Origin of the sequence: Actinomadura madurae (assembly GCF_047130825.1) — a bacterium.
GTDB lineage: Bacteria > Actinomycetota > Actinomycetes > Streptosporangiales > Streptosporangiaceae > Spirillospora > Spirillospora madurae.
Map to the genome: position 1 here is coordinate 9,314,955 of NZ_CP083237.1, position 24,735 is coordinate 9,339,689.

Here is a 24,735-nt window from a genome sequence, read left to right on the forward strand (position 1 = left end):
CGGCAAGTTAGCGACGGTCCGGAGGCCGCACCCCCGGACCGAGTAGGGAGTGCAGTGGCGAAGGTCCGGGTTTACGAACTCGCCAAGGAGTTCGGTGTAGAGAGCAAGGTCGTCATGGCCAAGCTCCAGGAAATGGGCGAGTTCGTGCGGTCGGCGTCCTCCACGATCGAGGCGCCGGTCGTTCGCAGGCTGACAGAAGCCTTCTCAAATTCTTCTTCGTCCCCCAAGCAGGGGGACCGGCGGGTCGCGGCCAAGAAGCAGGCGCCGCGCCCGTCCGCACCGCCGCGCCCGGGTCCGCCCGGCGGCGGTTCCGATTCCCAGGGTGCACGTCCGGGGCCGCGCCCCGGTCCGCGCACGTCCGCGCCCAAGCCGGGTCCCGCGGGCCCCGGCGGCCAGAGCGGCCCCGGCGGTCCCGGTGGTCCCGGTGGTCCCGGCGGTTCCGGTGGCCCCGGCGGTTCCGGCGGCCAGGGCGGAGGGCCCAAGCCGGGCCCGCGCCCGGCCGTCCCGCCGGCGCCGAGCACGCCGGTGAACGCGCCCGCCGCGCAGGGGCCCAGCGCCCCGCCCGCGTCCGGTCCGGGCACCGGCAACCGCGCGCCCGGCGGGCCCAAGCCGGGTCCCCGCTCGCCCAAGCCGGGCCCCCGCCCGGGTCCGCGCCAGGGCGGCGGCGGCCGCGGCCCCGGCGGGCCGCGTCCCGGCAACAACCCGTTCAGCTCGACCAACACCGGCATGGGCCAGGCGCCCAAGCCGGGTCCGCGTCCCGGTCCCCGTCCGGGCGGTGACCGGCCCGGCGGCGGTGGCGCCGCGGGCGGTTCGCGTCCCGGTCCGCGTCCCGGCGGCGCCCCAGGTGCGGGCGGTCCGCGCCCGAACCCGGGCAGCATGCCGCCCCGGCCGGGCGGCCCGCGTCCGAGCCCGATGAACATGCCGTCCTCGCGGCCCGCCGGCGCCCCCGGGCGCGGCGGCCCCGGTGGCGGCGGCGGTCGCGGCCCGGGTGGCGGCGGCCGCGGTCCAGGCGGCGGCGGCCGCGGTCCGGGTGGCGGCGGCCGCCCCGGTGGCGGCGGCGGCTTCGGCGGCCCCCGCGCGGGTGCCGGCGGCCGTCCGGGCGGCGGCTTCGGCCCGCGCCCCGGTGGCGGCGGCCGTGGCCGCGGCGGCACGCAGGGCGCCTTCGGGCGTCCCGGCGGACGCCCGGCCCGCGGGCGCAAGTCCAAGCGGGCGCGCCGCCAGGAGTTCGAGAACATGCAGGCGCCCGCCGTCGGCGGCGTCTCGGCTCCGCGCGGCAACGGCAAGACCATCCGGCTGCCGCAGGGCGCGTCCCTGACCGACTTCGCCGAGAAGATCGGCGCCAACCCGGCGTCGCTCGTCGCGATCATGATGCACCTCGGCAAGATGGTCACCGCGACCCAGTCGGTCGACCCCGACGACCTCATGGCGCTCGGGCTGGAGCTGGACTTCGACGTCCAGGTCGTCAGCCCCGAGGACGAGGACCGCGAGCTGCTCGAGTCGTTCGACATCGAGTACGGCGAGGACGAGGGCGGCGAGGAGAACCTCCAGTCCCGTCCGCCGGTGGTCACCGTCATGGGCCACGTCGACCACGGTAAGACCAAGCTGCTGGACGCCGTCCGGCACGCCAACGTGCAGGCGGGCGAGGCCGGCGGCATCACCCAGCACATCGGCGCCTACCAGGTCGAGACCGAGGTCGACGGCGAGGACCGCAAGATCACCTTCATCGACACCCCGGGCCACGAGGCGTTCACCGCCATGCGTGCCCGCGGTGCCGACACCACCGACCTGGTGGTGCTGGTGGTCGCCGCGGACGACGGCGTCAAGCCGCAGACCACCGAGGCGATCGACCACGCCACGGCGGCCGGGGTGCCGATCGTCGTCGCGGTCAACAAGATCGACGTCGAGGGCGCGGACCCGAACCGGGTCCGGGCGCAGCTCACCGAGTACGGCCTGGTCGCCGAGGAGTTCGGTGGCTCCACCCAGTTCGTCGACGTGTCCGCCAAGCAGGGCGTCAACATCGACGGGCTGCTGGAGGCGATCGTCCTGACCGCCGACGCCGAGCTCGACCTGAAGGCCAACCCCGACATGCCCGCCCAGGGCTCGGCCATCGAGGCCCACCTGGACAAGGGCCGGGGCGCCGTGGCGACCGTGCTGGTGCAGCGCGGCACGCTGCGGGTCGGCGACTCGATCGTCTGCGGCGTGGCCAACGGCCGCGTCCGCGCGATGCTCGACGAGAACGGCAACAGCGTCGAGGAGGCGGGCCCGTCCCGTCCGGTGATGGTGCTCGGCCTCGCGGCCGTGCCCGGCGCGGGCGACAACTTCCTGGTCGTCGAGGACGACCGGGTCGCCCGGCAGATCGCCGACAAGCGGGTCGCGCGCAAGCGCAACGCCGAACTGCTCAAGAGCCGCAAGAGCAGCTCCCTCGAAGAGCTGTTCAAGGACCTGGAGCGGGGCGAGCGGCAGGAGCTGCTGCTCATCCTCAAGGGCGACGTGTCCGGTTCCGTCGAGGCGCTGGAGGACTCCCTCCTCAAGATCGACGTGGGCGACGAGGTCAACCTGCGGATCATCCGCCGCGGTGTCGGCGCGATCACCCAGGACGACGTCAACCTGTCGCTGGCGTCCGAGGGCGCGGTCATCATCGGCTTCAACGTGCGGCCCGAGCGCAACGCGCAGGAGCTGGCCGACCGCGAGGGCGTCGACATCCGGTACTACTCGATCATCTACCAGGCGATCGAGGAGATCGAGGCGGCCCTCAAGGGCATGCTCAAGCCGGAGTTCGAGGAGGCCCAGCTCGGCACCGCCGAGGTCCGGGAGATCTTCAAGGTGCCGCGGATCGGCAACGTCGCCGGTTCGATGGTCACCTCGGGGATCATCCAGCGCAACGCCAAGGCGCGCCTCGTCCGCGACGGCGTCGTGGTCTCCGACAACCTCACGGTGTCGTCGCTGCGCCGCTTCAAGGAGGACGCGACCGAGGTCCGCGAGGGCTTCGAGTGCGGTATCGGCGTGGGCTACAACGACATCAAGCTCGGCGACGTCATCGAGTGCTTCGAGATGCGGGAGAAGCCCCGCGACTGAGGCGGACGGCACGCCCGCGCGGTCCCGGCAGGGGCCGCGCGGGCGAGCCGACCCGGCGGCCGGTCCACCGGCCCGCCGGCGAGATGATCGTTTATCGGGTGACACGGCGCCAGGCGGACTTCTAGCCTGGCGTCCGTCATGTTCGGGAACGCGGCGGACGGCCGCGTTCCGCCTTCCGAGGAACCCGAGGTGATCGACCAGGTGTACGTGGGTGCGCTGACACTCGACCTGCTGCTGGGAGACGTCCGCTCGCTGAAGCAGAAGCGGTCCGTCGTCCGGCCCATCATCGCCGAGGTGCAAAAGCGCTTCCCGGCGGTGGCCGTCGCCGAGACCGGCGACAACGACCTGCACCGCAGGGCGGAGATCGGGGTGGCGGTGGTCTCCGCGACGGCCGCCAACTGCACCCGCGTGCTCGACCAGTGCGAACGGCTGGTGGCCGGGCGGCCGGAGATCGAACTGCTGGCGGCCCGGCAGCGTCTGTTCAACGACGAGGACTGACGGCCCGGCGCGACGCGGGGCGTCCCCCCACAATGAAAGAGCGAGGACGACCCTCTTCGCCCGGACCATAGAAAGGGAGTGCGATCATGGTGGACGCAGCTCGGGCGCGAAAGCTCGCCGACCGCATCCAGCAGATCGTGGCCGAGATGCTGGAACGCCGGATCAAGGATCCGCGGCTCGGCTTCGTGACCGTGACGGACACCCGCATCACCAACGACCTGCGCGACGCGACCGTGTACTACACGGTCTACGGGTCGGACGGCGAGCGCGCCGAGACGGCCGCCGCGCTGGAGAGCGCCAAGGGCGTCATCCGGTCGGAGGTGGGCAGGAAGACGGGCGTGCGCCACACGCCGAGCCTCACCTTCGTCATGGACTCCCTGATGGAGAACGCCGCGCACATCGACGACCTGCTGGCCCAGGCCCGCGCCAGGGACGCCGAGGTGGCGCGGGCCGCGCAGGGCGCGTCCCACGCCGGTGACGCGAACCCCTACCGCGAGCCCGTCCCCGACGAGGACGACGACACCGGCACCGAGGCCGACGAGGACGACGACGAGGACGACGACTTCGACGGGCATGACGTCGCGGGTGACGGCGAGGACGGCCGTTCCGCACGCCCGTCGTCGTGAGCGGGCCGGCCGGGGCCGCCGCCCCCGCCGGGCGCGGCGCCGCCGGCACCGATCTCGACTGGGACCGCGCGGTCGAGCTGATCCACGAGGCCGCGGAGATCTGCCTCGCCTGCCACGTGGCCCCCGACGGCGACGCGCTCGGCTCGATGCTGGCGCTCGGGCGCGCCCTGCGCGCGCTGGGCAAGCGGTGCCTGGCGTCGTTCGGCGAGCCGTTCGGCGTCCCGGCGATCCTGCGGTTCCTGCCGGGCCAGGAGATCCTCGTCGAGCCCGCCCGGATGCCGGACGCCCCGGAGCTGATGATCTCGCTGGACGCCGCGGGCCAGGCCCGGCTCGGCTCGCTCGCCGGCGCCGCCGGGCGGGCCGGCGCGCTGATCGTCGTCGACCACCACGCGTCCAACACCGGGTTCGGCGGCGTGCGGCTGGTCGACCCGGACGCCGCCGCCACCGCGGTGCTGGTCGAGGAGCTGATCCGCCGCCTCGGCGTCCCGTTGGACCGGGACATGGCCCAGGGCCTGTACGCGGGGCTCGCGAGCGACACCGGCTCGTTCCGGTACCCGTGCACGACGCCGGAGGTCCACGACCTGGCGGGGCGGCTGCTGACCGCCGGGGTCCGGCCGGACGCCGTCAGCCGCGAGCTGTGGGACCGGGCGCCGTTCGGCTACCTGCAGGTCCTCGCGGGGGCGCTCGGGCGGGCCCGGCTGGAACGCGACGCCGCCGGCGGCCGGGGCCTGGTGTGGACGACGATCGCGCGCGCCGACCGGGACGCCCGCGACGTCCTCTACGACCAGCTCGAAGGGGTCATCGACCAGCTCAGGCGCACCGACGAGGCCGAGGTCGCGGTGGTGTGCAAGGAGAACGACCGGGGCGAGTGGTACGTCTCCACCCGCTCCAAGGGCTCGGTCGACGTGGGCCGCGCCTGCGTCGCGCTCGGCGGGGGCGGGCACCGCACCGCCGCGGCGTTCACGATGGGCGGGGAGCCCGCCTGGATCATCGACCGGCTGCGCGCGGCGCTGCGCGTCCCGGGCGAACCGGACGACTGACACCGGACGACGGAAGCGGAGCGCGCGTGGAGAACTCGGGACTCGTCATCGTGGACAAGCCCGCCGGCTGGACGTCGCACGACGTCGTCGGGAAGATGCGGCGGCTGGCGAAGACCCGGCGGGTCGGGCACGCCGGCACGCTGGACCCCATGGCGACGGGCGTCCTGGTGCTCGGGGTGGGCAAGGCGACGCGCCTGCTCGGGCATCTCGCGCTGACGGAGAAGTGCTACGACGCCACGATCCGGCTGGGCGAGTCGACCAACACCGACGACGCCGAGGGCGAGACCACCGCGACCGCGTCCGCCGCGGAGGTCACCGACGAGGCGCTGCGGGCGGGCGTCGCGGCGCTGACCGGGCCGATCCGGCAGATCCCGCCGCAGGTCAGCGCGATCAAGGTGAACGGTCAGCGGGCCTACAAGATGGCCCGCAAGGGCGAGGAGGTCGAGCTGGCCGCCCGCCCGGTGACCGTGCACGCCTTCACGGTGCTGGACGTGCGGCGGCACGGGGACCTGATCGACGTGGACGCGTCCATCGCCTGCTCGTCCGGCACCTACATCCGGTCGCTGGCCCGCGACCTCGGCGCCTCGCTCGGCTGCGGCGGCCACCTGACCGCGCTGCGGCGCACGCGGGTCGGGCCGTACGACCTCTCCACGGCGCGGACGCTGGAGCGGCTCGCCGAAAAGATGGAGATCCTGCCGATGGACGAGGCCGTCGCGGCGGTGTTCCCGCGGCGGGACGTGTCCGACGAGGACGCCCGGAAGGTCGCGCACGGCGGGCGCCTCCCGGCCGCGGGGCTCGGCCCGGGTCCGGTCGGCGTCTTCGCGCCGGACGGGACGCTGCTCGCCCTCGTCGAGGAGCAGGGCAGGGTGGCCAAGCCCCTCGCCGTCTTCGTCCCCTGACGGCGGGCGTTCGTGGTGAGCATCACCGGCGGAAACGGTGCATACCAACCTACGCCCGCGTAACCTACGTAACCGTAGGTTCGCTTGTGAGGAGGTGTCCGTGACCACTGTCAACGACCGTTCCCCGGTGGCGTCCCCGACCCGGCCGCGGCTGCGCGGCTGGCTGCACCTCGGCGCGTTCCCCGCGGTGCTGGTCGCCGGCCTGGTGCTGGTGGCGCTCGGCCCGAGCGTGCAGGCGCGGCTCGCGTCGGCCGTGTACGTGGCGGCATCGGGGATGCTCTTCGGGATCTCGGGGACGTACCACCGGCAGCGCTCGCACCGCCTGATCGAGGTGCTGCGCCGCTTCGACCACGCCAACATCTACCTGATCATCGCCGGGACCTACACGCCGTTCGCCGTCGTGGCCCTGGACGGCGGCGTGCGCGTCGCCGTGCTCGCCAGCGTCTGGACGGGGGCCGTCGCGGGCGTGGTGTTCCGGACGGTCTGGATCGGCGCCCCCCGCGCCCTCTACGTGACCCTCTACATCGTGCTGGGCTGGGTCGCGGTCTTCTTCCTGCCGCAGTTCCTCGACGGCGCGGGCCTCGCCGCCTGCCTCCTGGTCGCGCTCGGCGGCATCTGCTACAGCGTCGGGGGAGTGGTCTACGGGCTGCGCAAGCCGGACCCGTCGCCGAGCTGGTTCGGCTTCCACGAGGTCTTCCACGCCTTCACACTGGCGGCCTACGTCCTGCAGTACATCGCGGTCTCGCTGGTCGTGTACCAGTCCGGCTGAGCCCGGTACCGCCCACCATGCCCCCCACCATGCCCCCTGGGTGCGACCGTTCCCGCCTCCGCATGGCACTCTAGGACGGCAGGAGAGACCGGGCAGGCATGTCCTACGCAGGGAGTGAATGGTGCGGCGTTGGAATGGCCTCGACGAGGTACCCGCGGACTGGGGCCGCTCTGTGGTCACCATCGGGGTGTTCGACGGCGTGCACCGCGGCCATCAGAGGATCGTCGGTGCCGCCGCGGACGAGGCGCGCCGCCGCGGCCTGCGCTCGGTGGTCATCACGTTCGACCCGCACCCTGACGAGGTCGTGCGCCCCGGCACGCACCCGCCGCTGCTCGCCACCACCCGGCGCCGCATCGAACTGCTCGAAGGCCTCGGCACGGACGCGGTCGTGGTCGTGCCGTTCACGCTGGAGCTGTCGAAGGTGCCGCCGGACGAGTTCGTGCGGTCGGTCCTGGCCGACCGGCTGCACGCGGCGCACGTCATCGTCGGCGAGGACTTCCGGTTCGGCCACAAGGCCAAGGGGAACGTCGCGCTGCTGCGCGAGCTGGGCGACAAGTACGACTTCACCGCCGAGGGCATGCCGCTGGTGGCCAACGGGGACACGATCTCGTCCACCTACATCCGCGAGCGGCTGAACGCGGGGGACGTCGAGGCCGCCGCGCAGGCGCTGGGGCGTCCGCACCGCGTCGAGGGCGTCGTCGTGCGGGGCCACCAGCGGGGCCGCGCGCTCGGGTTCCCGACGGCCAACCTGGAGACGCTGCCGCACACCGCCATCCCCGCGGACGGCGTCTACGGCGGCTGGCTGGTCGCCGACACCGACCGGTACCCCGCCTTCCGCTGGCCCGCCGCCATCTCCATCGGCACCAACCCGACGTTCGAGGGGGCCGGGGAGCGCACCGTCGAGGCGTACGCCCTGGACCGCGACGACCTCGACCTGTACGGCGAGCACATGGCCGTCGACTTCACCGCCCGCATCCGCGACACCCTGAAGTTCGACTCGATCGAGGCCCTCATCGAGGAAATGCACCGAGACGTGGTCCAAGCCAGGGAAATCACATCCTGAGACCGTTCCACCCTTGCGGAGAGCCTCAGCCGTCACGCGAGCGCGCGACCTGACCGGCGGGGCGAAGCCGAAGGCGAGCCCCGCCGGGAAGCTCGCGAAGCGAGGTCGCGCTCGCCCCAAGAACGGTCAAGATGCGAGCCGCCAGGCGAGCCTCTTGGGCCGGTCTTGCAGTTAACACGACATGGTACGGTGAAGAGTCGCCGGGATGGGCCCCGGTGCGGTTGGCTGCACCCTCATGCGGCCCGCCACTCTCTTAACACGCACCATGCGGACCCGTGCGCCCACCGGGCCCTGGATCTGCGGGTGACGAATTCATCGAAGGAGCCACGTGTCGCTCGACACCGCCACCAAGAACCAGATCATCGCCGAGTACGCGACCACTGAGGGTGACACCGGATCCCCGGAGGTCCAGGTCGCGCTGCTGACGCGCCGTATCAACGATCTGACCGAGCACCTCAAGGAGCACAAGCACGACCACCACAGCCGCCGCGGCCTCCTGCTGCTGGTCGGCCGTCGTCGCCGGCTCCTGAAGTACCTGAGCAACAAGGACATCAACCGCTACCGGCAGCTGATCGAGCGACTCGGACTGCGCCGCTAGTGCGGTCGGGGAGTGGCCCGCGGGGCCACTCCCTTCCTTTTACGGCCGGCGGGCCAGGTGGCCCCGGCCGGACAACTACAGACAAGCCTCGCGGACACCGCTGGTGCGGGCCGGTCCTCGGTAGTGGCTTCCGGATCCGTTCCGCCTTGTCGGCGGACCTGCCGATCCGGGTGCTTCGATCGAAGACCGGCAGCGTGACAAGCCAACGGGAAACGGCCGCGAGGACCGAAATGGAACCTTGAGGAGGTTTCCCGTGACAGAAGCCGTGCGCATCGACGGCGCGCAGAGCACCGAGGCCGTCATCGACAACGGCACGTTCGGCACCCGGACCATCCGGTTCGAGACGGGCCGGCTGGCCCGGCAGGCCGCCGGCTCCGCCGTCGCCTACCTCGACGACGACACGATGGTGCTGTCGGCGACCACCGCGTCCAAGAAGCCCAAGGACAACCTGGACTTCTTCCCGCTGACCGTGGACGTCGAGGAGCGGATGTACGCGGCGGGGCGCATCCCCGGCTCGTTCTTCCGCCGTGAGGGCCGTCCCTCCGAGGACGCGATCCTCACCTGCCGGCTGATCGACCGGCCGCTGCGCCCGTCGTTCACCAAGGGCCTGCGCAACGAGATCCAGGTCGTCGAGACGATCATGGCGCTGCACCCCGACCACCTGTACGACGTCGTGGCGATCAACGCCGCGTCGCTGTCCACGCAGCTGGCCGGCCTGCCGTTCTCCGGCCCGATCGGCGGCGTCCGCGTCGCGCTGATCGAGGGCCAGTGGGTGGGCTTCCCGACCCACCCCGAGCTGGAGCGCGCCACCTTCGACATGGTCGTGGCCGGCCGCGTGCTGGCGGACGGCGATGTCGCGATCATGATGGTCGAGGCGGAGTCCACCCGCGACACCATCAAGCTCGTCGGCGAAGGCGCGACCGCCCCGACCGAGGAGACCGTCGCCGAGGGCCTTGAGGCGGCCAAGCCGTTCATCAAGGTGCTGTGCAAGGCGCAGAGCGACCTCGCGGCCGTCGCCGCGAAGGAGACGGCCGAGTACCCGATCTTCCTGGACTACCAGGACGATGTGCTCGCCGCCGTCACCGACGCCGTCAGCGACGACCTCGCGCAGGCGCTCACCATCGCCGGCAAGCAGGAGCGCGAGACCCGGCTGGACGAGATCAAGGCGACCGCCGCGGAGAAGCTCGCCGAGCAGTTCGAGGGGCGCGAGAAGGAGATCTCCGCCGCCTACCGCGCCGTCACCAAGAAGCTGGTCCGCGAGCGGGTCATCCGCGACGGGCTGCGCATCGACGGCCGCGGCCTGAAGGACATCCGGCAGCTGACCGCCGAGGCGCACGTCATCCCGCGCGTGCACGGCTCGGCGCTGTTCGAGCGCGGCGAGACGCAGATCCTCGGCGTGACGACGCTGAACATGCTCCGCATGGAGCAGACGATCGACACGCTGAACCCCGAGCGCACCAAGCGCTACATGCACAACTACAACTTCCCGCCGTACTCCACCGGTGAGACGGGCCGGGTCGGCTCGCCGAAGCGGCGCGAGATCGGGCACGGCGCCCTCGCCGAGCGCGCCCTGATCCCGGTGCTGCCGACCCGCGAGGAGTTCCCGTACGCGATCCGGCAGGTGTCGGAGGCGCTCGGCTCCAACGGCTCCACCTCGATGGGCTCGGTCTGCGCGTCCACCATGTCGCTGCTGGACGCGGGCGTCCCGCTCAAGCAGATGGTGGCGGGCATCGCGATGGGCCTGATCAACGAGGGCGACGAGTACGTCACGCTCACCGACATCCTCGGCGCCGAGGACGCGTTCGGCGACATGGACTTCAAGGTCGCCGGCACCCGCGACCTGATCACCGCGCTGCAGCTGGACACCAAGCTCGACGGCATCCCCGCCTCGGTGCTGGCCGGCGCGCTGCGGCAGGCCAAGGGCGCCCGCCTGGCGATCCTGGACGTGATGCAGGAGGCCATCGAGGCGCCCGCCGAGATGAGCCCGAACGCGCCGCGGATCATCACCATCAAGGTCCCGGTCGACAAGATCGGCGAGGTCATCGGCCCCAAGGGCAAGATGATCAACTCGATCCAGGACGACACCGGCGCCGACATCACGATCGAGGACGACGGCACGATCTACGTCGGCGCCACCGACGGGCCGTCCGCCGAGGCCGCCCGGCAGGCGATCAACTCGATCGCGAACCCGCACATGCCGGAGGTCGGCGAGCGGTTCCTCGGCACCGTCGTCAAGACCACGACGTTCGGCGCGTTCGTGTCGCTGCTGCCCGGCAAGGACGGCCTGCTGCACGTGTCGCAGATCCGCAAGCTGCACGGCGGCGCCCGGATCGAGAACGTCGACGACGTGATGGGCGTCGGCGAGAAGATCCAGGTCGAGGTCACCGAGATCGACCAGCGCGGCAAGCTGTCGCTGGTGCCGGTCGAGGTGGTGGAGCGCGAGGCCGCCGACAAGGCGGAGGGCGGCGAGGGCGGCGCCCCGGCCGCCGCGCCCGGCGAGGACGACTCCGGCGAGCGCCGGGAGCGCCGCGACGACGGCGAGCGGCGCGGGCCGCGGCGCCGCCGCACCCGCCGCGGCGGCGACGACGCCGGCCAGCGCAACTCCTGACCCCGGCATGACCGGCCGGCCCGCCCGTCACGGGCGGGCCGGCCGTTTTCCCACCATGGAATGTGAGCGACAGTGACCCTGCCGGCGAGGGCGCAGGAGCCCGGCACCACCACCACGATCCACACCGACGGTGCCGGCGCGGTGCGCCGCACCGTCCTGCCCGGCGGGCTGCGGATCATCACCGAGTCGATGCCGACCGTGCGGTCCGCCGCGTTCGGCATCTGGTCGGCGGTCGGCTCCCGCGACGAGGCGCCCGCCGACGCGGGCGCCAGCCACTACCTGGAGCACGTGCTGTTCAAGGGCACGCGGCGGCGGTCGGCGCTGGAGATCTCCGCGGCGATCGACGCGGTCGGCGGCGACCTCAACGCGTTCACCGCCAAGGAGTACACCTGCTACTACGCGCGGGTGCTGGACGCCGACCTGCCGCTCGCGGTGGACGTGGTGTCCGACATGGTCGCCGAGTCGGTGAACCGCCCCGAGGACGTCGAGGCCGAGCGCGGGGTGATCCTCGAAGAGATTCACATGCGCGACGACGACCCGGGCGACCTGATCCACGACGAGTTCGCCACCGCGCTGTACGGCGACACCCCGCTCGGGCGCCCGATCCTCGGCACCGAGGAGTCGATCAACGCGCTGTCCCGGGACCGGATCCACGGCTACTACCGGGAGCACTACGTCCCGTCCCGCCTGGTGGTGTCGGTGGCGGGCAACATCGACCACGACGAGGTCGTCCGGCTGGTGTCCGGGGCGTTCGCCGAGCACCTCGCCGGCGACGCCGCGCCCGCCGCGCCCCGCCTCGACGGGACGCCGGTGCCGATCGACCCGCGCACCGTCGTCATCGACAAGGACACCGAGCAGGCCCACATCATCCTCGGCGGCGCCGGGACGTCCCGCACCGACGAGCGCAGGTTCGCGCTCGGCGTGCTGAACGCGGCGCTCGGCGGCGGCATGTCGTCCCGCCTCTTCCAGGAGATCCGCGAGAAGCGCGGCCTGGCGTACTCGGTCTACAGCTACACCGCCCAGTACGCCGACACCGGCATCTTCGGGGTCTACGCGGGCTGCCAGCCGGCCAAGGCGGAGGAGGTCCTGGCGATCTGCCGGGACGAGCTCCACAAGGCGGTGGAGGAGAGCCTCACCGCCGAGGAGCTGGAGCGCGGCAAGGGGCAGCTGCGCGGCGCCATGGTCCTCGGCCTGGAGGACACCGGTTCCCGGATGAGCCGGATCGGCAAGAGCGAGCTGGTCTACGAGTCGCTGCTGCCGGTGGACGAGGTCCTGGCGCGGATCGAGGCCGTCACCCTCGACGACGTCCGGGCCGTCGCGGCCGAGGTCCTGGCGGGCCCGCGGGCCCTCACCGTGATCGGGCCGGTCGGGGACCGGGACTTCGCCGCCTGACCGCGGGACGGACTTGTTAAGCGGACCGGAGTCCGTTACTCTTCCGGGAGTAATCGGACTCTGGTCCGTATGCTGTCCCGAGAGGAACGCCCCATGTCCCGTCTGCTGCACATCTCCGCGTCGCCCCGCGGCGGCGCCTCCGAGTCGCTCGCGATCGCGAAGACGTTCCTGGACGCCTACCGCGACGTCCACGGCGACGCCGTCGACCACCTCGACCTGTGGGACGGCTCGCTCCCCGAGTTCGGCCCCGCCGGGGCCGGCGCCAAGATGACCGTGTTCGCGGGGGAGGAGCCGTCCGGGGAGCAGGCCGCCGCGTGGCGGGCCGCCCGCGACGTCTTCGAGCGCTACGACTCCTACGACCGCTACCTTTTCAGCGTGCCGATGTGGAACACCAGCGTTCCGTACATCCTGAAGCAGTTCATCGACGTCATCTCGCAGCCCGGCTGGGTGTTCGGCTTTGACCCGGAGAAGGGGTACAGCGGCCTGCTGCGCGGCAAGAAGGCCGCCGTCGTCTACACCAGCGCCGTCTACGGGGAGGGCCGCCCGCCCGCGTTCGGCCACGACCACCAGGCTCCGTTCTTCGAGGGCTGGCTGCGCTGGACGGGGATCACCGACGTCCGCACCGTCGAGTTCCGGCCGGACCTCGCCACCGCCGACGCCGAGACCGGCCGCCGCACCGCGCACTCCGAGGCGCGCGAGCTGGGCAAGCGCTTCTGACGATAGGCTCGGGCGGGACGCGAACCGGGAGGAACACGTGATCAAGGTCGGGGTGCTGGGCGCGCGGGGCCGCATGGGAGCCGAGGTGTGCCGTGCCGTGCAGGGGGCGGATGACCTGGAGCTCGTCGCCGCCGTCGACCAGGGCGACAAGCTCGACGCCCTGACCGCCGCCGAGGCCGTCGTCGACTTCACCCACCCCGGCGTCGTCATGGACAACCTGAGATGGTGCGTCGAGCAGGGCCTGCACGCCGTCGTCGGCACCAGCGGCTTCGATCCGTCCCGCCTCGACACCGTCCGCTCCTGGCTCACCGACGAGTCGGCCGGCAACGTCATCATCGCCCCGAACTTCGGGATCGGCGCGGTGCTGATGATGCACTTCGCGCAGAAGGCGGCCCCCTTCTTCGAGTCCGTCGAGATCGTCGAGACGCACCACCCGAACAAGGTCGACGCCCCGTCCGGCACCGCGTACCGCACCGCCGAGCTGGTCGCCGCCGCCCGCGCCGAGTCCGGGGTGTCCCGGTCCCCGGACGCCACCACCTCCGAGATCGAGGGGGCGCGCGGCGCCGACGTGGACGGCGTGCGGGTGCACGCGGTCCGCATGTCCGGCGCCGTCGCCCACCAGGAGGTGGTCCTCGGCGGCCACGGCGAGCTGTTCACCATCCGGCACGACTCGATGAACCGCGAGTCGTTCATGCCCGGCGTGCTGCTCGCCGTCCGCAGGGTCCCCGAGCTGGACCGGCTCACGATCGGCATCGAGTCGCTCCTCGGGCTGTGATGGACTTCGCCGCCGACCCCTGGGACTACCTCGCCGCGTCCGAGGCGATCGACATCGAGCACCCGCTCGTCCAGTCGATCGCCTCGGAGCTGCGCACCGGCGACGACATCGCCTACGCCCGCGCGGCGTTCGACCACGTCCGCGACCGGATCTCGCACCCGATGGACACCGGCGACACCCGCGTCACGTGGCGCGCCTCGGACGTCCTCGACCAGTGCACCGGCCTCTGCTTCGCCCAGTCGCACGCCTTCGTCGCCCTCCTCCGCGCGGGCGGCGTCCAGGCGGGCCTCTGCTACCAGCTGTGCCCCGGCTTCGTCCACGGCCTGGCCGCCGCCCTGATCGACGACCGCTGGGTCCGCCTGGATCCGCGCGGCACGGACGTGGCCTTCTCCGCGTCCGAGGACGCGCTGGCCCACCCCGCCGACCCGATCCTCCCGACCGTCCACGCGGTGCCGCACCCCACGGTCCTGAAGGCTCTGCAGGGCATGGAGACCCTCACCGTCGCCGGCCTTCCGGAGACCCTGTGACGGACGTCCGCCCGGCCGCCGCGGCCGACTACGACCGCATCATCGCCGTCGTGGACGACTGGTGGGGCCGCGAGATCCACCCCGTCCTGCCCCGCCTGTTCCTCGACCATTTCCACCGCACCAGCCTCGTCGCCGAGACCCGCGGCGACCTCGCGGCCTTCCTCGTCGGCTTCCTCTCGCCCTCCGACGCGGACACGGCCTACGTCCACTTCGCCGGCGTCGCCCCGGCGCACCGCGGCACCGGGCTGGCCCGTCGCCTGTACGAGGCCTTCTTCGCCATGGCCCGCGCCGACGACCGCACCACCGTCCGCGCTCTGACGTCCCCCCGGAACACCGCGTCGATCGCCTTCCACCGGGCCATGGGATTCACCACGGCCGACGCCCCCTCCCACGACGGCCCGGGAGAGGACAAGGTGCTCTTCCACCGCCGCCTCGACGCCTGAGCGTCAGCCGGGGAAGGAGAGGTCCAGCGCGGCGAGGCGGGCGGGGTCGGCCAGGATGTCGATCTCGACGATCCTGCCGTCCGCGATCGTGAAGGCCAGCACCGACTTCGGCCGGCCGTCCTCGAAGCCGACGATCCCCGCGGTCCCGTTGACCAGCGCGGGCACGGACACGCCGGCGCTCTGGCGGAAGGCGAGGGCCTGCCCGGCGACGCCCGCGGCGCCGTGGATCTCGGTCAGGCCGCCGGCGACGGCGCCGACGTCGGCGCGCAGGACCACGTCCGGGTCCAGGACGGCGACGAGCGCCTCGAAGTCGCCGTCCCGCGCGGCGGCCTGGAACGCGTCGACGACCGCCCGCTGGCGCACCGGGTCGCGTTCGGGGGACGGCGCCGTCCCGCGCACCCGGCGGCGGGCGCGGCTGGCGAGCTGCCGCGCCGCGGCCGGTGACCGCCCCACGATCGGGGCGATCTCCTCGAACGGGACGCCGAAGGTGTCGTGCAGGACGAACGCCAGCCGCTCGGCGGGCGTGAGGGACTCCAGCACCACCAGCAGCGCGAGCCCGACCGAATCGGCCATCAGCGCCGCGTGCTCGGGGTCCGGGCCCGCGGCCGGGCCGACGACCGGGTCGGGGAGGCGCTCCTCCAAGGGGGTCTCGCGGCGGGACGTGCGCGAGCGGAGCATGTCCAGGCACACCCGGCCGACGACGGTCGTCAGCCAGCCGCCCAGGTTCTCGATGCCGCCGGCCCCGGAGCGGCTGAGCCGCAGCCAGGACTCCTGGACGGCGTCGTCGGCCTCGGCGAGCGAGCCCAGCATCCGGTAGGCGACCGCTCTCAGGTGTGTGCGGTGCTCTTCGAACCGCTCGGCCAGAAACTCGCGCTCGTCCATCACGTTCCCCTTTTCGGCTCCGTCATAGCACTGACGGACCGGACGCGGCGGATGTGACCGGCGCTCGCCCGCGGAGGTCAGGTCTTCGACATGTCGACCTCGCGGATGGTCCGGTCGACACCGGCGGCGGCGTAGGCGGCCTTCTCGTCGAGGGTCTCGTTCTCCAGGAGGGCGGCGGCGAGCGAGTCGAGCCGGTCGCGGTTGGCGCGGAGCGTCTCCAGGGCCTCGGCGTAGCACTCGTCGACGATCCGGCGGGCCTCCAGGTCGACGGCGTCCAGGGTGCCCTGGGCGGCGTACTGGCCCATCGGGCCGTCGCCGTCCGCCGGCAGGATCGACAGCGGGCCGACCTTCGAGGACATGCCCCAGCGGCCCACCATCCCGCGGGCGATCTTGGTGACCTGCTCCAGGTCGCTCTCCGAACCGGTGGTGATCACGCCGAAGACCAGCTCCTCGGCCGCCATGCCGCCGAGCGCGCCGATGATCCGGCCGCGCAGGTAGCGCTCGTCGTAGGCGTAGCGGTCGTCGTCCGGCGTGGACACGGTGACGCCGAGCGCGCGGCCGTGCGGCACGATGGTGATCTTCCGGACGGGGTCGGCGCCCGGCTGCAGCATGCCGAGCAGGCCGTGCCCGGACTCGTGGTAGGACGTCCGGCGCCGCTCCTCGAACGGCATGACCAGGGAGCGCCGCGTGCCGAGCTGCACCTTCTCGAGCGCGCTCTGGAACTCGTCCATGCCGACGGCGCCCCTCTCGTGCTTGACGGCGAGCAGGGCGGCCTCGTTGACGAGGTTGGCCAGCTCGGCGCCGGTCATGCCGGGCGTCATCTTCGCGACGGAGGTGGGGTCGACATCGTCGGCGAGGGGGACGTCGCGGGTGTGCACCCGCAGGATCGCGACGCGCCCGTCCAGGTCGGGCGGGGACACCGCGACCTGCCGGTCGAACCGGCCGGGGCGCAGCAGCGCCGGGTCGAGGATGTCGGGCCGGTTCGTCGCGGCGATCACCACCACGCCCTCGGAGCCGGAGAACCCGTCCATCTCGGTGAGGACCTGGTTGAGCGTCTGCTCGCGCTCGTCGTGCCCGCCCATGCTCGCGCCGCCGCCGCGCGACCGGCCGATCGTGTCGATCTCGTCGATGAAGATGATGGACGGCGCGGTCTTGCGGGCCTCGGTGAACAGCTCGCGCACGCGGGCCGCGCCGACGCCGACGACCATCTCGATGAACTCCGAGGCGGCGGCGGAGTAGAACGGGACGCCGGCCTCGCCGGCGACGGCGCGGGCGAGCAGCGTCTTGCCGGTGCCGGGCGCGCCGGTGAGGAGCACGCCGCGGGGGACGCGGGCGCCCATCCGGCGGTACTTGCCGGGGTCCCTGAGGAAGTCGACGACCTCGCTGAGCTCCGCCTCGACCTCGTCGATGCCGGCGACGTCGGCGAAGGTGGCGCGCTTCTCGTCCGGCGCGACCGGCTTCGGGGACCGGCCGAAGCCGCCCATGAGCCCGCCGCCCCCACCGCCGGTCATGCGGCGCTGCAGCCACACCATCACGCCGATCCACAGGCCGACGAACAGCAGCGTGGGCAGGAGCGAGAGCAGCAGGTTGGCGAGGAGCCCGCGGTCCGCGTTGACCGGCTTGGCCTCGACCTCCACGCCCTTCTGCACCATCTGGGTGTAGATGTGGTCGTCGGCGAACGCTGGCCGCAGCGTCTCGAACGCGGTGTAGGTCTCGCCGGCGTCCCGCTGCCCGGGGACCTGCTGCCTGCTCTTCAGCTGGCCCTGGATCTCGTAGCCCTTGGTGTAGACGTCCTTGACGTTCCCGGCGGCGACCTGCTGGGTGAACGCCGTGTAGGGGATCGTCACCCGCTCCTTCTGCCCGGTGACGTGCATGGAGACGTAGCTCAGCGCGAAGACGGCGAGGAGCAGCGCCCAGAAGACGCCGGTGTTGCGGCCGGGCTTCCAGCCGCCGAGGCGGCGCGCCGGCCGCTCGCGCCGGCCGGGGACGCCCTCGGCGCGCCACGGCTGCTCCGGATCGGTGCGGGGCGGGACCGACCGGTGCCGGTCGGGCTCGGCGGCCGAGCGGTGCGCGCCGCCCGGCCGCGTGGTGGTGGGCGGCGTGGCGGTGGGCCGCGTGGTGGTGGGCCGTGGCGCCTCGTCGGGCCCCGGCGCGGGTCGCTGCTCCGGCACGTCTGCCATCTCCCCGGATCGATCGCGGTGCTCTCGCTGGTGCCCGCCGTGCCGGCCGGCACCGGACCCCCGTCGGGTCCCCGGGGAGGTCAACGGAGTTCGCCCCCCATCCGTTCCCGCGCCCGCCGCGGCGCCCGCGGGGCCGCCTCAGCGGGGGGCGGCCGGGGTGACGAAGCCGTACTTGTTGAACAGCTTCTGCGCGGCGGGCGTGACCAGCCACGACACGAACGCCGCCGCGTCCTCCTCGTGGGCGCCGCCCCGGATCGGGGCGGCGGGGAAGGCGGCGGTGACGTTGTGGTCCGCGGGGATGGGCACGCTGCTCGCCGCGATGCCGGCCGAGCGCATGTCGGTGATGAACACGATCCCCGCGTCGGCCTCGCCCGCGCGGATCCGGTCCAGGACGGCCCGCGCGCCGATCTCCTCGCTGCTCCACCGCACGGTCAGCCCCGCCTTGCGGAGGACCTGGCGGGTGTAGCGGCCCACCGGGACCGTCCCGGCGCCGACGACGACCCGCAGGCCCGGCCTCCGCAGGTCCCGCAGGCCCCGGACGCGGCGCGGGTTGCCGGGCGCGACGGCGATCGTGAGCGCGCCGTTGGCGACGGTCCGGCGGGGTGTGCCGAGCTGCTCGGCGGCCTCGTCCATGCTCGCCCCGTCCGCCGTCACCAGGACGTCGCCCGGGTCGTGCTCGGACAGCCGGTCGGCGAGCTCGGGCGCGCCGCCGAACACCGGCCGGAGCCGGACGCCGGGGTTGTCCTGGTGGTAGGCCGCCGCGATCTCGCCGAACACCTCCGTCATGGACGCGGTGGCGAGGACGGTGAGCGTCACCGGCCCGGACGAGCCGCCGCAGCCCGCGCCGAGGCCGGGCAGGACGAGGGCGGCGAGCAGCGCGGACGCGCGGAGGCGCCGCCGACGGGGGGAATCGGGCATATGGCGTCATCCTAGAGTCGAAGTGCCCGCGCTCCCCGGATTCGGCATGGCGTGTCAGTGGCCCGCACTAGTGTTTCGGGCAATTGGAGATCACGTCCTCGGAGGCTCGACGATGTCCCTCGACCTGATGGAACTGCTGCCCGGCGACTGGCGGGAGCGGCTCGACCCGCTGCTCGACCCGCTCGCCACCGCCGCGCTGGGCGCGTTCGTCGCGGGGGAGTACGACGGGCAGACCGTGTACCCGCCGCGCGACGACCTGTTCAACGCGTTCCGGCACTGCCCGTTCGACCGCGCCCGCGTGCTGATCCTCGGCCAGGACCCCTACCACGGGCCCGGCCAGGCGCACGGGCTCAGCTTCAGCGTCCGCGACGGCGTGCGGCTGCCTCCGTCGCTGCGCAACATCTACAAGGAGCTCGGCACCGACCTCGGTGTCCCGGCCGCCGCGTCGGGCGACCTCACCCGGTGGGCCGACCAGGGCGTCCTGCTGCTGAACGCCGTGCTGACCGTGCGCGGCGGCGAGGCGGGCTCGCACGCCGGCAAGGGCTGGGAGGACTTCACCGACGCCGCGATCCGCGCGCTGAACGACAAGACCGAGCGCGTCGTGTTCGTCCTGTGGGGCGCCTACGCGCGCAAGAAGGCCCGCCTGATCACCGGCCCGCAGCACACGGTGATCGAGTCGGCGCACCCGAGCCCGCTCAGCGCGAAGAAGTTCTTCGGGACGCGCCCGTTCAGCGCCGTCAACAAGGCCCTCGTCGACGCCGGCCTGCCCGAGATCAGCTGGGGCTAGCGGGGGTTCACCCGCGCGGGGGACGCGCGTCACCCGGCGGCGGGAGGCGCGGGACGGGCGCTCCGGCGGATCCTCGGAGCATGACCGTTTCAGCTCATCCGCTGCCGGTGCGGCCGCGCGCCGCGCGCGGGGGTCCCGGCCGCCTCCGCCTGGCCGTCTGCGCGGCGACGATCGCCGCGTGCGTCCCCTACCTCACCATAAAGATCGCGTGGCTGTCCGGCAGCACGGTCGGGTGGAACGACGCGTCCGCCGCCGAGGACACCGCGCTCTACGCGGGCAACGCGATCACCATGGGGATGGACGCGGTGGCCGTGCTGGTCGCGATGGCGTTCACCTTCCCCTGGGGGCGGCGCCTGCCGGGCTGGCTGGTGCTGGCGCCGATCTGGGTCGCGGCCGGGCTGCTCGCGCCGATCGTCCTCGCCGTCCCGCTGGGGACGCTCCTGCAGACGCTGTTCTCCTCTCAACCGGTGACCGGAGACGCCAACGGGCTCCAGAGCTGGGTGTACGGCATCGTCTACGGGGGGTTCACCGTGCAGGGGCTCGGGCTGCTGACGGCGTTCGTCCTGTACGCGCGGGACCGGTGGCCGTGGGTCTTCGCGACACGGGCGAGGAACCTTCCCAAGGGCGCGACCTCGTCGCTGCAGATGCTCTTGGCACGGGTTGCGGCCGTCCCGGTGTCCGCCTTCGCCGCCGCGCACCTGTACTGGGCGTTCGGCGGGACGGCGGGCCTCCACGACGACGCGCTCGACGACCGGAACGTGCCGCAGCAACTGGCCGACGGCGTGTGGGGTGTGCTGGCGATCGCCGGTGCGGCCGCGCTCGTGCTGATCGTCCGGCGTGCGGGCGGGCCGGGGCCGCTGGCCGTGCCGCTGTCCGCCGCCTGGGTGGGATCCGCCGCCACGTTCACCGGGTCCCTCTACGGGCTGCTGGTGATGATCGGCCGGCCGGACGCCCTGGCGCCGGACTTCAGCACCGCGGCGGGCCTGACCGCCCTGGCGGGGGTGCTCGGCGGGCTCATCATGGGACTCACCGGCGCCGTCCTGCTCGCCGAGAGCCACGGCCCCGGGAGCGACGCCGCCGGGGGTCAGAGCGCCAGGCCGACCGCCAGCAGCACGCCGTAGGCGATCTGGAGCCGGCCGGTCTCGCCCAGGACGGGGATCAGGGCGGGGCCGGCCGCGCCGTTCAGCACCTTCTGCGTCGGCGGCAGCGACAGCGGCGCCGCGAGCAGCGCGATCAGCGCCCACGGGCGCACCGCCCCCAGCGCCAGGACGATCATGAACGGCAGCGCGGTGCAGGCCGCGTACAGGATCCGGGTCCAGCGGTCGCCGAGGAGGACGGCGAGGGTCCGCTTGCCCGACTCGCGGTCGGTGGGGATGTCGCGCAGGTTGTTGGCCACCAGCAGCCCGCACGCCAGCAGCCCGATCGGCACCGCCGCCGCCCACGCCTCCCACGGCAGCGCCTCGACCTGGACGTAGACCGTCCCGACGACGGCGACCAGGCCGAAGAAGACGAAGACCGAGACCTCGCCGAGCGCGCGGTAGCCGTACGGGGTCTTGCCGCCGGTGTAGAACCAGGCGGCCAGGATCGCGCACGCGCCGGCGAGCAGCAGCCACCAGGTGGTCACCGCGGCGAGGACGAGCCCGGCCACGGCGGCGGCGAGGAAGCAGCCGAGGGCGGCGGCGAGGACCTGCTTCGGCGGCGCGACCTTCGACCCGACGAGCCGGAGCGGGCCGACGCGGTCCTCGTCGGTGCCGCGGACGCCGTCGCTGTAGTCGTTGGAGTAGTTCACCCCGATCTGCAGCACGAGGGCGACGACCGCGGCGAGGACGGCGCGCCACCAGACGGGGTCGCCCTCGCCGGCGGCGACGCCGGTGCCGACGACGACGGGAACGAGGGAGGCGGGCAGGGTCCGGGGCCGGGAGCCGGCGACCCATTGGGAGAGCGTGGCCACGATCACCGCTTGTTCTGTGGGACGACAGGGGGCTGGCGGTCCGATTCTTCCCGATGAAGATCACCACTCGGGCGCAGCCGCAGCGACAGGCCGAGCCCGAGCGCGAGGATCGCCGCGGTGGTCAGCGCGGCGTGCCTGGTCGCGGCGGCGAGGCTGGCGTCGGCGGCGCGCGCCTCGGCGGCGAGGCCCGGGGTGTCGTGCAGATCACGTCCGTAGGTCCCGGCGCTCTCCCGCAGGCCGTGCGCGATGGCGGCGCGCTGCTCGGGCGGCAGCGCCGAGCCGGACAGCCGGTCGGCCATCGCGTGCCCGAGGCTCGTCGCGAACACCGTCCCGATGGCGGCGATGCCGAGCGCCGCGCCGACCTGCCGGGCCGTGGACTGCGTCCCGGACGCCTGCCCGGACCGGTCCGGCGGGACGTCCGCCAGCGACACGTTCGTCAGCTGCGCCGACGTCAGGCCGAGCCCGAGCCCGTACAGCAGCATCCAGGGCGCGAGGCCCGGCCAGCCGGTCGTCGCCGACACCGTGACGCCGAGGGCGGTGACCGCGGCGACCTCCAGCACCATGCCGATCTGCACGACCCGGTGGGCGCCGTGCCGGTTCGCGAGCCGGCCCGCGCATCCGCCGGACAGGAACGCGCCGAGGGCGAGCGGCAGGATCGCCAGGCTGATCTGGAGCGGGTTCGTGCCGTGCACGCCGAGCAGGAACAGCGGCAGGACGAACAGCAGGCCGAGCTCGCCGACGTTGATCAGGGCCGAGGCCAGGTTCCCGCGCCGGAAGTTCGGGATCCGGAACAGGTCGAGGTCGAGCATCACCGGGCGTCCGGCCGCCGCGCGGGACCGCTCCACCAGGATCAGCGCCGCGATCAGCGCGGCGCCGAGCGCCAGCACGACCGGGACCGGCGACAGGCCGCCCTCCGGCCAGTCGAGCCCGGCCATGGAGAACGGGCGGGTCGCGGTCCACCAGCCGTAGGTCTGGCCCTCGATGATCCCGCACACCAGCGCGCCGAGCCCGAGCGCGGACAGCAGGCCGCCCGGCCAGTCGATCTCGCGGCGCGCGCTCCCCGGCCCCGGCCGGCGGGTCTCCGGCATGAACCGCAGCGCCCCGGCGATCAGCACGGCGCCGAGCGGCAGGTTGACGGCGAAGGCCCACCGCCAGCCGCCGCCGGTGGCCAGCGCCCCGCCGAGCAGCGGTCCGAGCGCGGCCATCCCGCTGATCATGGAGCCCCAGATGCCGAACGCGACGGCCCGGTCCCGCCCGGTGAACACCGCGTTCACCGTGGACAGCGTGGCCGGCATGATCATCGAGGCGCCCACGCCCTGCAGGGCCCGCGCGCCGAGCAGCGCCGACCCGGTCCCGGCGACCGCCGCGGCGATGCTCGCCACCGAGAACACCGCCACCCCGAGCACGAACATCCGGCGCCGCCCGAACAGGTCGCCGGCCCGCCCGAACGGGATGAGCAGCGCGGCGAACACCAGCGAGTACACCGAGGTGACCCATTCGGCGTCCGTCGTCATCAGGCCCAGGTCGCCGATGATCCGGGGGAGCAGCACCCCGACGATCGTGGCGTCCACGACGACCAGCGAGACGCCGAGGCTCATGACGGCGACGCCGAGCCGGCGGTGCCGGACGGCGGGCGCCGGCGCCGGGGCGCGCGGCGGGGTCAGGGAGGTGGACTCGGGCACGACGTCAAAGATATGGCCGGGGCGCCGGTGCGGCTCACCGACCCCTCACCGGACGCCGATGTCGGTGTGCAGCCGGATCTGCCGGACGGGCTCGCCCATGTCGAGCGTGCGGGCGGTGCCGTCGGGCGCCCATCCGGCGGAGCCGAGGAACGACCGCGTGACCTCGTCGCCCTCGAACACCCAGGAGATCAGGGTGGCGAAGCCGTCCTCGCGGAGCAGGTCGACGGTGGCAGCGAGGAGCCGGCTGCCGTGCCCGGCGCGGGCGTGCAGCGGGTCGACGAGCAGCCCGATCAGCTCGGCGGTGTCGTCCGGGCGGGTGTCGGGGTCCTCGGCCGGCCCGTGCGCGGCGAAGCCGACGACCAGGTCGGACGCCACCGCGACCAGCAGCCGGTGCCGGGGGCTCGGCGGCGCCGTGGCGGCCTCCGCCCACTTCTCCCGCCACCGCTCCACGGCGGCGTCGCCGGTCACCTCGTCGAGGACGCCCGCCGGCAGCAGGTCGCGGTACCCGTGCCGCCACGCCCGCACTTGGATGTCTGCGACGGCGGCGGCGTCCGCACGCCGCGCGGGCCGCACCCCCACATCCGCCATGCCGTCCCACGTCCTCTCTCCGGAGCCCCGGCCTTCATCCGGAGACCCGGTCAACCCTAGCGAGCGCCGGTCAGGCGGGGGTGCGCCGCCGGGCCCGGTAGGCGCGCGTCTTGGTGCGGTTCCCGCAGGTGCTCATCGAGCACCACGCGCGCGACCGGTTCTTGGACGTGTCCACGAACGCCCAGCGGCAGGTGCCCTCCTGGCAGACCTTCAGCCGGGGCCAGGTTCCAGCGGACACCGCGTCCATGATCGCGGCGGCGATCCGGGCGAGCCCCGCGGCGGCCGTGCCGGGCGGGTCGAGCGGCAGCAGGACGGGGCGCGGGCCGGTCAGCTCGATCCGCAGCGGCAGGGCGGCCAGGGCGTCGTCCAGGTCGCCGGGGAGGTCGACCTCCCGCGGCCCGTGGTTGGCGGACATGGCCTCGCGCAGGCCCTCGCGGAGCGTGAGCGCGGTGCGCAGGTCGGCGTCGCCGGCCCGCGTCCCGTCCGGGACGAGACCGCGCCCGGCGAGCCACCCGGCCAGGTCGCCGGGCGTCGCGAGCGCGTCCGCGGCGGACTCGACGTCGAGCGTGTTGACGAAGCCGGTCAGCAGCAGCGCGGGGTCCTCGTTCTCGCGGGTGTCGGCCATCACCCCTCCTGCCTTGTCCTCCTCAACCCTACCAACCGGCGACACCGCCATAAATGTTTCACCGGTTGCGCGACGACGACACCGGCATTAAG

General features: G+C 73.5%; 23 protein-coding genes. 16 read left to right on the top strand and 7 right to left on the bottom strand.

Translation table 11 applies throughout. From position 1 onward, the window contains the following. Positions 1 to 54 precede the first annotated feature (54 nt). From infB to K8Z49_RS43735, 14 genes are all read left to right on the top strand, one after another. Positions 55 to 3,075 carry a translation initiation factor IF-2 gene (infB, locus tag K8Z49_RS43670; protein WP_412516906.1) on the top strand — a complete coding sequence of 1,007 codons (3,021 nt, stop codon included), beginning with the start codon at positions 55 to 57 and terminating at the stop codon, positions 3,073 to 3,075. A 201-nt stretch (positions 3,076 to 3,276) separates the two neighbouring features. Beyond that, entirely contained in the window at positions 3,277 to 3,573 is a 297-nt protein-coding gene (locus K8Z49_RS43675) for a DUF503 domain-containing protein (RefSeq protein WP_024934650.1), read from the top strand. Between the two features lie 86 nt (positions 3,574 to 3,659). After that, positions 3,660 to 4,199 carry a 30S ribosome-binding factor RbfA gene (gene rbfA / locus K8Z49_RS43680; RefSeq protein WP_021600090.1) on the top strand — a complete coding sequence of 180 codons (540 nt, stop codon included), beginning with the start codon at positions 3,660 to 3,662 and terminating at the stop codon, positions 4,197 to 4,199. Beyond that, positions 4,196 to 5,239 (top strand): DHH family phosphoesterase, encoded by a 1,044-nt coding sequence (locus K8Z49_RS43685; protein WP_024934649.1) that lies wholly within the window; start codon positions 4,196 to 4,198, stop codon positions 5,237 to 5,239. The genes rbfA and K8Z49_RS43685 overlap by 4 nt, the downstream gene beginning before the upstream one ends. 26 nt (positions 5,240 to 5,265) lie before the next feature. Then, positions 5,266 to 6,138, top strand: a complete 873-nt coding sequence (truB, locus tag K8Z49_RS43690; protein ID WP_021599380.1) for a tRNA pseudouridine(55) synthase TruB — start codon at positions 5,266 to 5,268, stop codon at positions 6,136 to 6,138. 100 nt (positions 6,139 to 6,238) lie between these two features. Next, complete coding sequence (trhA, locus tag K8Z49_RS43695; RefSeq protein ID WP_024934648.1) at positions 6,239 to 6,907, top strand: PAQR family membrane homeostasis protein TrhA; 669 nt, start codon at positions 6,239 to 6,241, stop codon at positions 6,905 to 6,907. Between the two features lie 121 nt (positions 6,908 to 7,028). Beyond that, positions 7,029 to 7,970 carry a bifunctional riboflavin kinase/FAD synthetase gene (locus K8Z49_RS43700; RefSeq protein WP_024934647.1) on the top strand — a complete coding sequence of 314 codons (942 nt, stop codon included), beginning with the start codon at positions 7,029 to 7,031 and terminating at the stop codon, positions 7,968 to 7,970. A gap of 328 nt (positions 7,971 to 8,298) precedes the next feature. After that, positions 8,299 to 8,568 carry a 30S ribosomal protein S15 gene (gene rpsO, locus K8Z49_RS43705; RefSeq protein ID WP_021599383.1) on the top strand — a complete coding sequence of 90 codons (270 nt, stop codon included), beginning with the start codon at positions 8,299 to 8,301 and terminating at the stop codon, positions 8,566 to 8,568. Between the two features lie 271 nt (positions 8,569 to 8,839). After that, positions 8,840 to 11,176, top strand: a complete 2,337-nt coding sequence (locus tag K8Z49_RS43710; protein ID WP_024934646.1) for a polyribonucleotide nucleotidyltransferase — start codon at positions 8,840 to 8,842, stop codon at positions 11,174 to 11,176. Positions 11,177 to 11,248: 72 nt separating this feature from the next. Then, a complete protein-coding gene (locus K8Z49_RS43715) occupies positions 11,249 to 12,568 on the top strand; it encodes a M16 family metallopeptidase (protein ID WP_111833028.1) in 1,320 nt (439 codons plus the stop codon). A gap of 93 nt (positions 12,569 to 12,661) precedes the next feature. Beyond that, complete coding sequence (locus K8Z49_RS43720) at positions 12,662 to 13,285, top strand: FMN-dependent NADH-azoreductase (protein ID WP_021599238.1); 624 nt, start codon at positions 12,662 to 12,664, stop codon at positions 13,283 to 13,285. A gap of 37 nt (positions 13,286 to 13,322) precedes the next feature. Further along, a complete protein-coding gene (gene dapB, locus K8Z49_RS43725) occupies positions 13,323 to 14,060 on the top strand; it encodes a 4-hydroxy-tetrahydrodipicolinate reductase (RefSeq protein WP_021599239.1) in 738 nt (245 codons plus the stop codon). Then, positions 14,060 to 14,587, top strand: a complete 528-nt coding sequence (locus K8Z49_RS43730) for a transglutaminase-like domain-containing protein (RefSeq protein ID WP_021599240.1) — start codon at positions 14,060 to 14,062, stop codon at positions 14,585 to 14,587. The genes dapB and K8Z49_RS43730 overlap by 1 nt, the downstream gene beginning before the upstream one ends. Continuing rightward, positions 14,584 to 15,030, top strand: a complete 447-nt coding sequence (locus K8Z49_RS43735) for a GNAT family N-acetyltransferase (protein WP_021599241.1) — start codon at positions 14,584 to 14,586, stop codon at positions 15,028 to 15,030. Before K8Z49_RS43730 ends, K8Z49_RS43735 begins: the two co-directional genes overlap by 4 nt. Before the next feature lie 3 nt (positions 15,031 to 15,033). Here K8Z49_RS43735 and K8Z49_RS43740 read toward each other — a convergent pair whose 3' ends face one another. The 3 genes from K8Z49_RS43740 to modA form a co-directional block, all read right to left on the bottom strand. Beyond that, complete coding sequence (locus tag K8Z49_RS43740; protein ID WP_024934643.1) at positions 15,034 to 15,912, bottom strand: sigma-70 family RNA polymerase sigma factor; 879 nt, start codon at positions 15,910 to 15,912, stop codon at positions 15,034 to 15,036. A 77-nt stretch (positions 15,913 to 15,989) separates the two neighbouring features. Then, positions 15,990 to 18,083 carry an ATP-dependent zinc metalloprotease FtsH gene (gene ftsH / locus K8Z49_RS43745; RefSeq protein ID WP_412516907.1) on the bottom strand — a complete coding sequence of 698 codons (2,094 nt, stop codon included), beginning with the start codon at positions 18,081 to 18,083 and terminating at the stop codon, positions 15,990 to 15,992. A gap of 147 nt (positions 18,084 to 18,230) precedes the next feature. Continuing rightward, positions 18,231 to 19,010: a molybdate ABC transporter substrate-binding protein gene (modA, locus tag K8Z49_RS43750; protein ID WP_021599412.1), complete on the bottom strand. Its 780-nt coding sequence runs from the start codon at positions 19,008 to 19,010 to the stop codon at positions 18,231 to 18,233. Between the two features lie 112 nt (positions 19,011 to 19,122). Between modA and K8Z49_RS43755 the strand changes: the two genes are divergently transcribed. After that, on the top strand, positions 19,123 to 19,797 hold the full coding sequence (locus K8Z49_RS43755) for a uracil-DNA glycosylase (RefSeq protein WP_021599411.1): 675 nt from the start codon (positions 19,123 to 19,125) through the stop codon (positions 19,795 to 19,797). An 80-nt stretch (positions 19,798 to 19,877) separates the two neighbouring features. Continuing rightward, on the top strand, positions 19,878 to 20,918 hold the full coding sequence (locus tag K8Z49_RS43760; RefSeq protein WP_081842389.1) for a DUF3995 domain-containing protein: 1,041 nt from the start codon (positions 19,878 to 19,880) through the stop codon (positions 20,916 to 20,918). Here the strand turns inward: K8Z49_RS43760 and K8Z49_RS43765 are convergent. The 4 genes from K8Z49_RS43765 to K8Z49_RS43780 form a co-directional block, all read right to left on the bottom strand. Then, positions 20,882 to 21,748, bottom strand: a complete 867-nt coding sequence (locus K8Z49_RS43765) for a 1,4-dihydroxy-2-naphthoate polyprenyltransferase (protein ID WP_412521284.1) — start codon at positions 21,746 to 21,748, stop codon at positions 20,882 to 20,884. The two genes, K8Z49_RS43760 and K8Z49_RS43765, sit on opposite strands and share 37 nt — an antisense overlap. Positions 21,749 to 21,750: 2 nt before the next feature. Beyond that, positions 21,751 to 23,430, bottom strand: coding sequence for an MFS transporter (locus K8Z49_RS43770; RefSeq protein WP_412516908.1), 1,680 nt, complete (start codon positions 23,428 to 23,430; stop codon positions 21,751 to 21,753). 45 nt (positions 23,431 to 23,475) lie between these two features. After that, on the bottom strand, positions 23,476 to 24,018 hold the full coding sequence (locus K8Z49_RS43775; protein WP_021599407.1) for a GNAT family N-acetyltransferase: 543 nt from the start codon (positions 24,016 to 24,018) through the stop codon (positions 23,476 to 23,478). 70 nt (positions 24,019 to 24,088) lie between these two features. Then, on the bottom strand, positions 24,089 to 24,643 hold the full coding sequence (locus tag K8Z49_RS43780) for a CGNR zinc finger domain-containing protein (protein ID WP_412516909.1): 555 nt from the start codon (positions 24,641 to 24,643) through the stop codon (positions 24,089 to 24,091). Positions 24,644 to 24,735: the final 92 nt, after the last annotated feature.

Bases quoted from the DNA above. Each gene is read 5' to 3' on its own strand.
- rbfA (WP_021600090.1), top strand. From the start codon at position 3,660: ATGGTGGACGCAGCTCGGGCGCGAAAGCTCGCCGACCGCATCCAGCAG.
- K8Z49_RS43720 (WP_021599238.1), top strand. From the start codon at position 12,662: ATGTCCCGTCTGCTGCACATCTCCGCGTCGCCCCGCGGCGGCGCCTCC.
- K8Z49_RS43730 (WP_021599240.1), top strand. From the start codon at position 14,060: ATGGACTTCGCCGCCGACCCCTGGGACTACCTCGCCGCGTCCGAGGCG.
- K8Z49_RS43740 (WP_024934643.1), bottom strand. From the start codon at position 15,912: ATGGACGAGCGCGAGTTTCTGGCCGAGCGGTTCGAAGAGCACCGCACA.
- modA (WP_021599412.1), bottom strand. From the start codon at position 19,010: ATGCCCGATTCCCCCCGTCGGCGGCGCCTCCGCGCGTCCGCGCTGCTC.
- K8Z49_RS43755 (WP_021599411.1), top strand. From the start codon at position 19,123: ATGTCCCTCGACCTGATGGAACTGCTGCCCGGCGACTGGCGGGAGCGG.
- K8Z49_RS43760 (WP_081842389.1), top strand. From the start codon at position 19,878: ATGACCGTTTCAGCTCATCCGCTGCCGGTGCGGCCGCGCGCCGCGCGC.
- K8Z49_RS43775 (WP_021599407.1), bottom strand. From the start codon at position 24,018: ATGGCGGATGTGGGGGTGCGGCCCGCGCGGCGTGCGGACGCCGCCGCC.
- K8Z49_RS43780 (WP_412516909.1), bottom strand. From the start codon at position 24,643: ATGGCCGACACCCGCGAGAACGAGGACCCCGCGCTGCTGCTGACCGGC.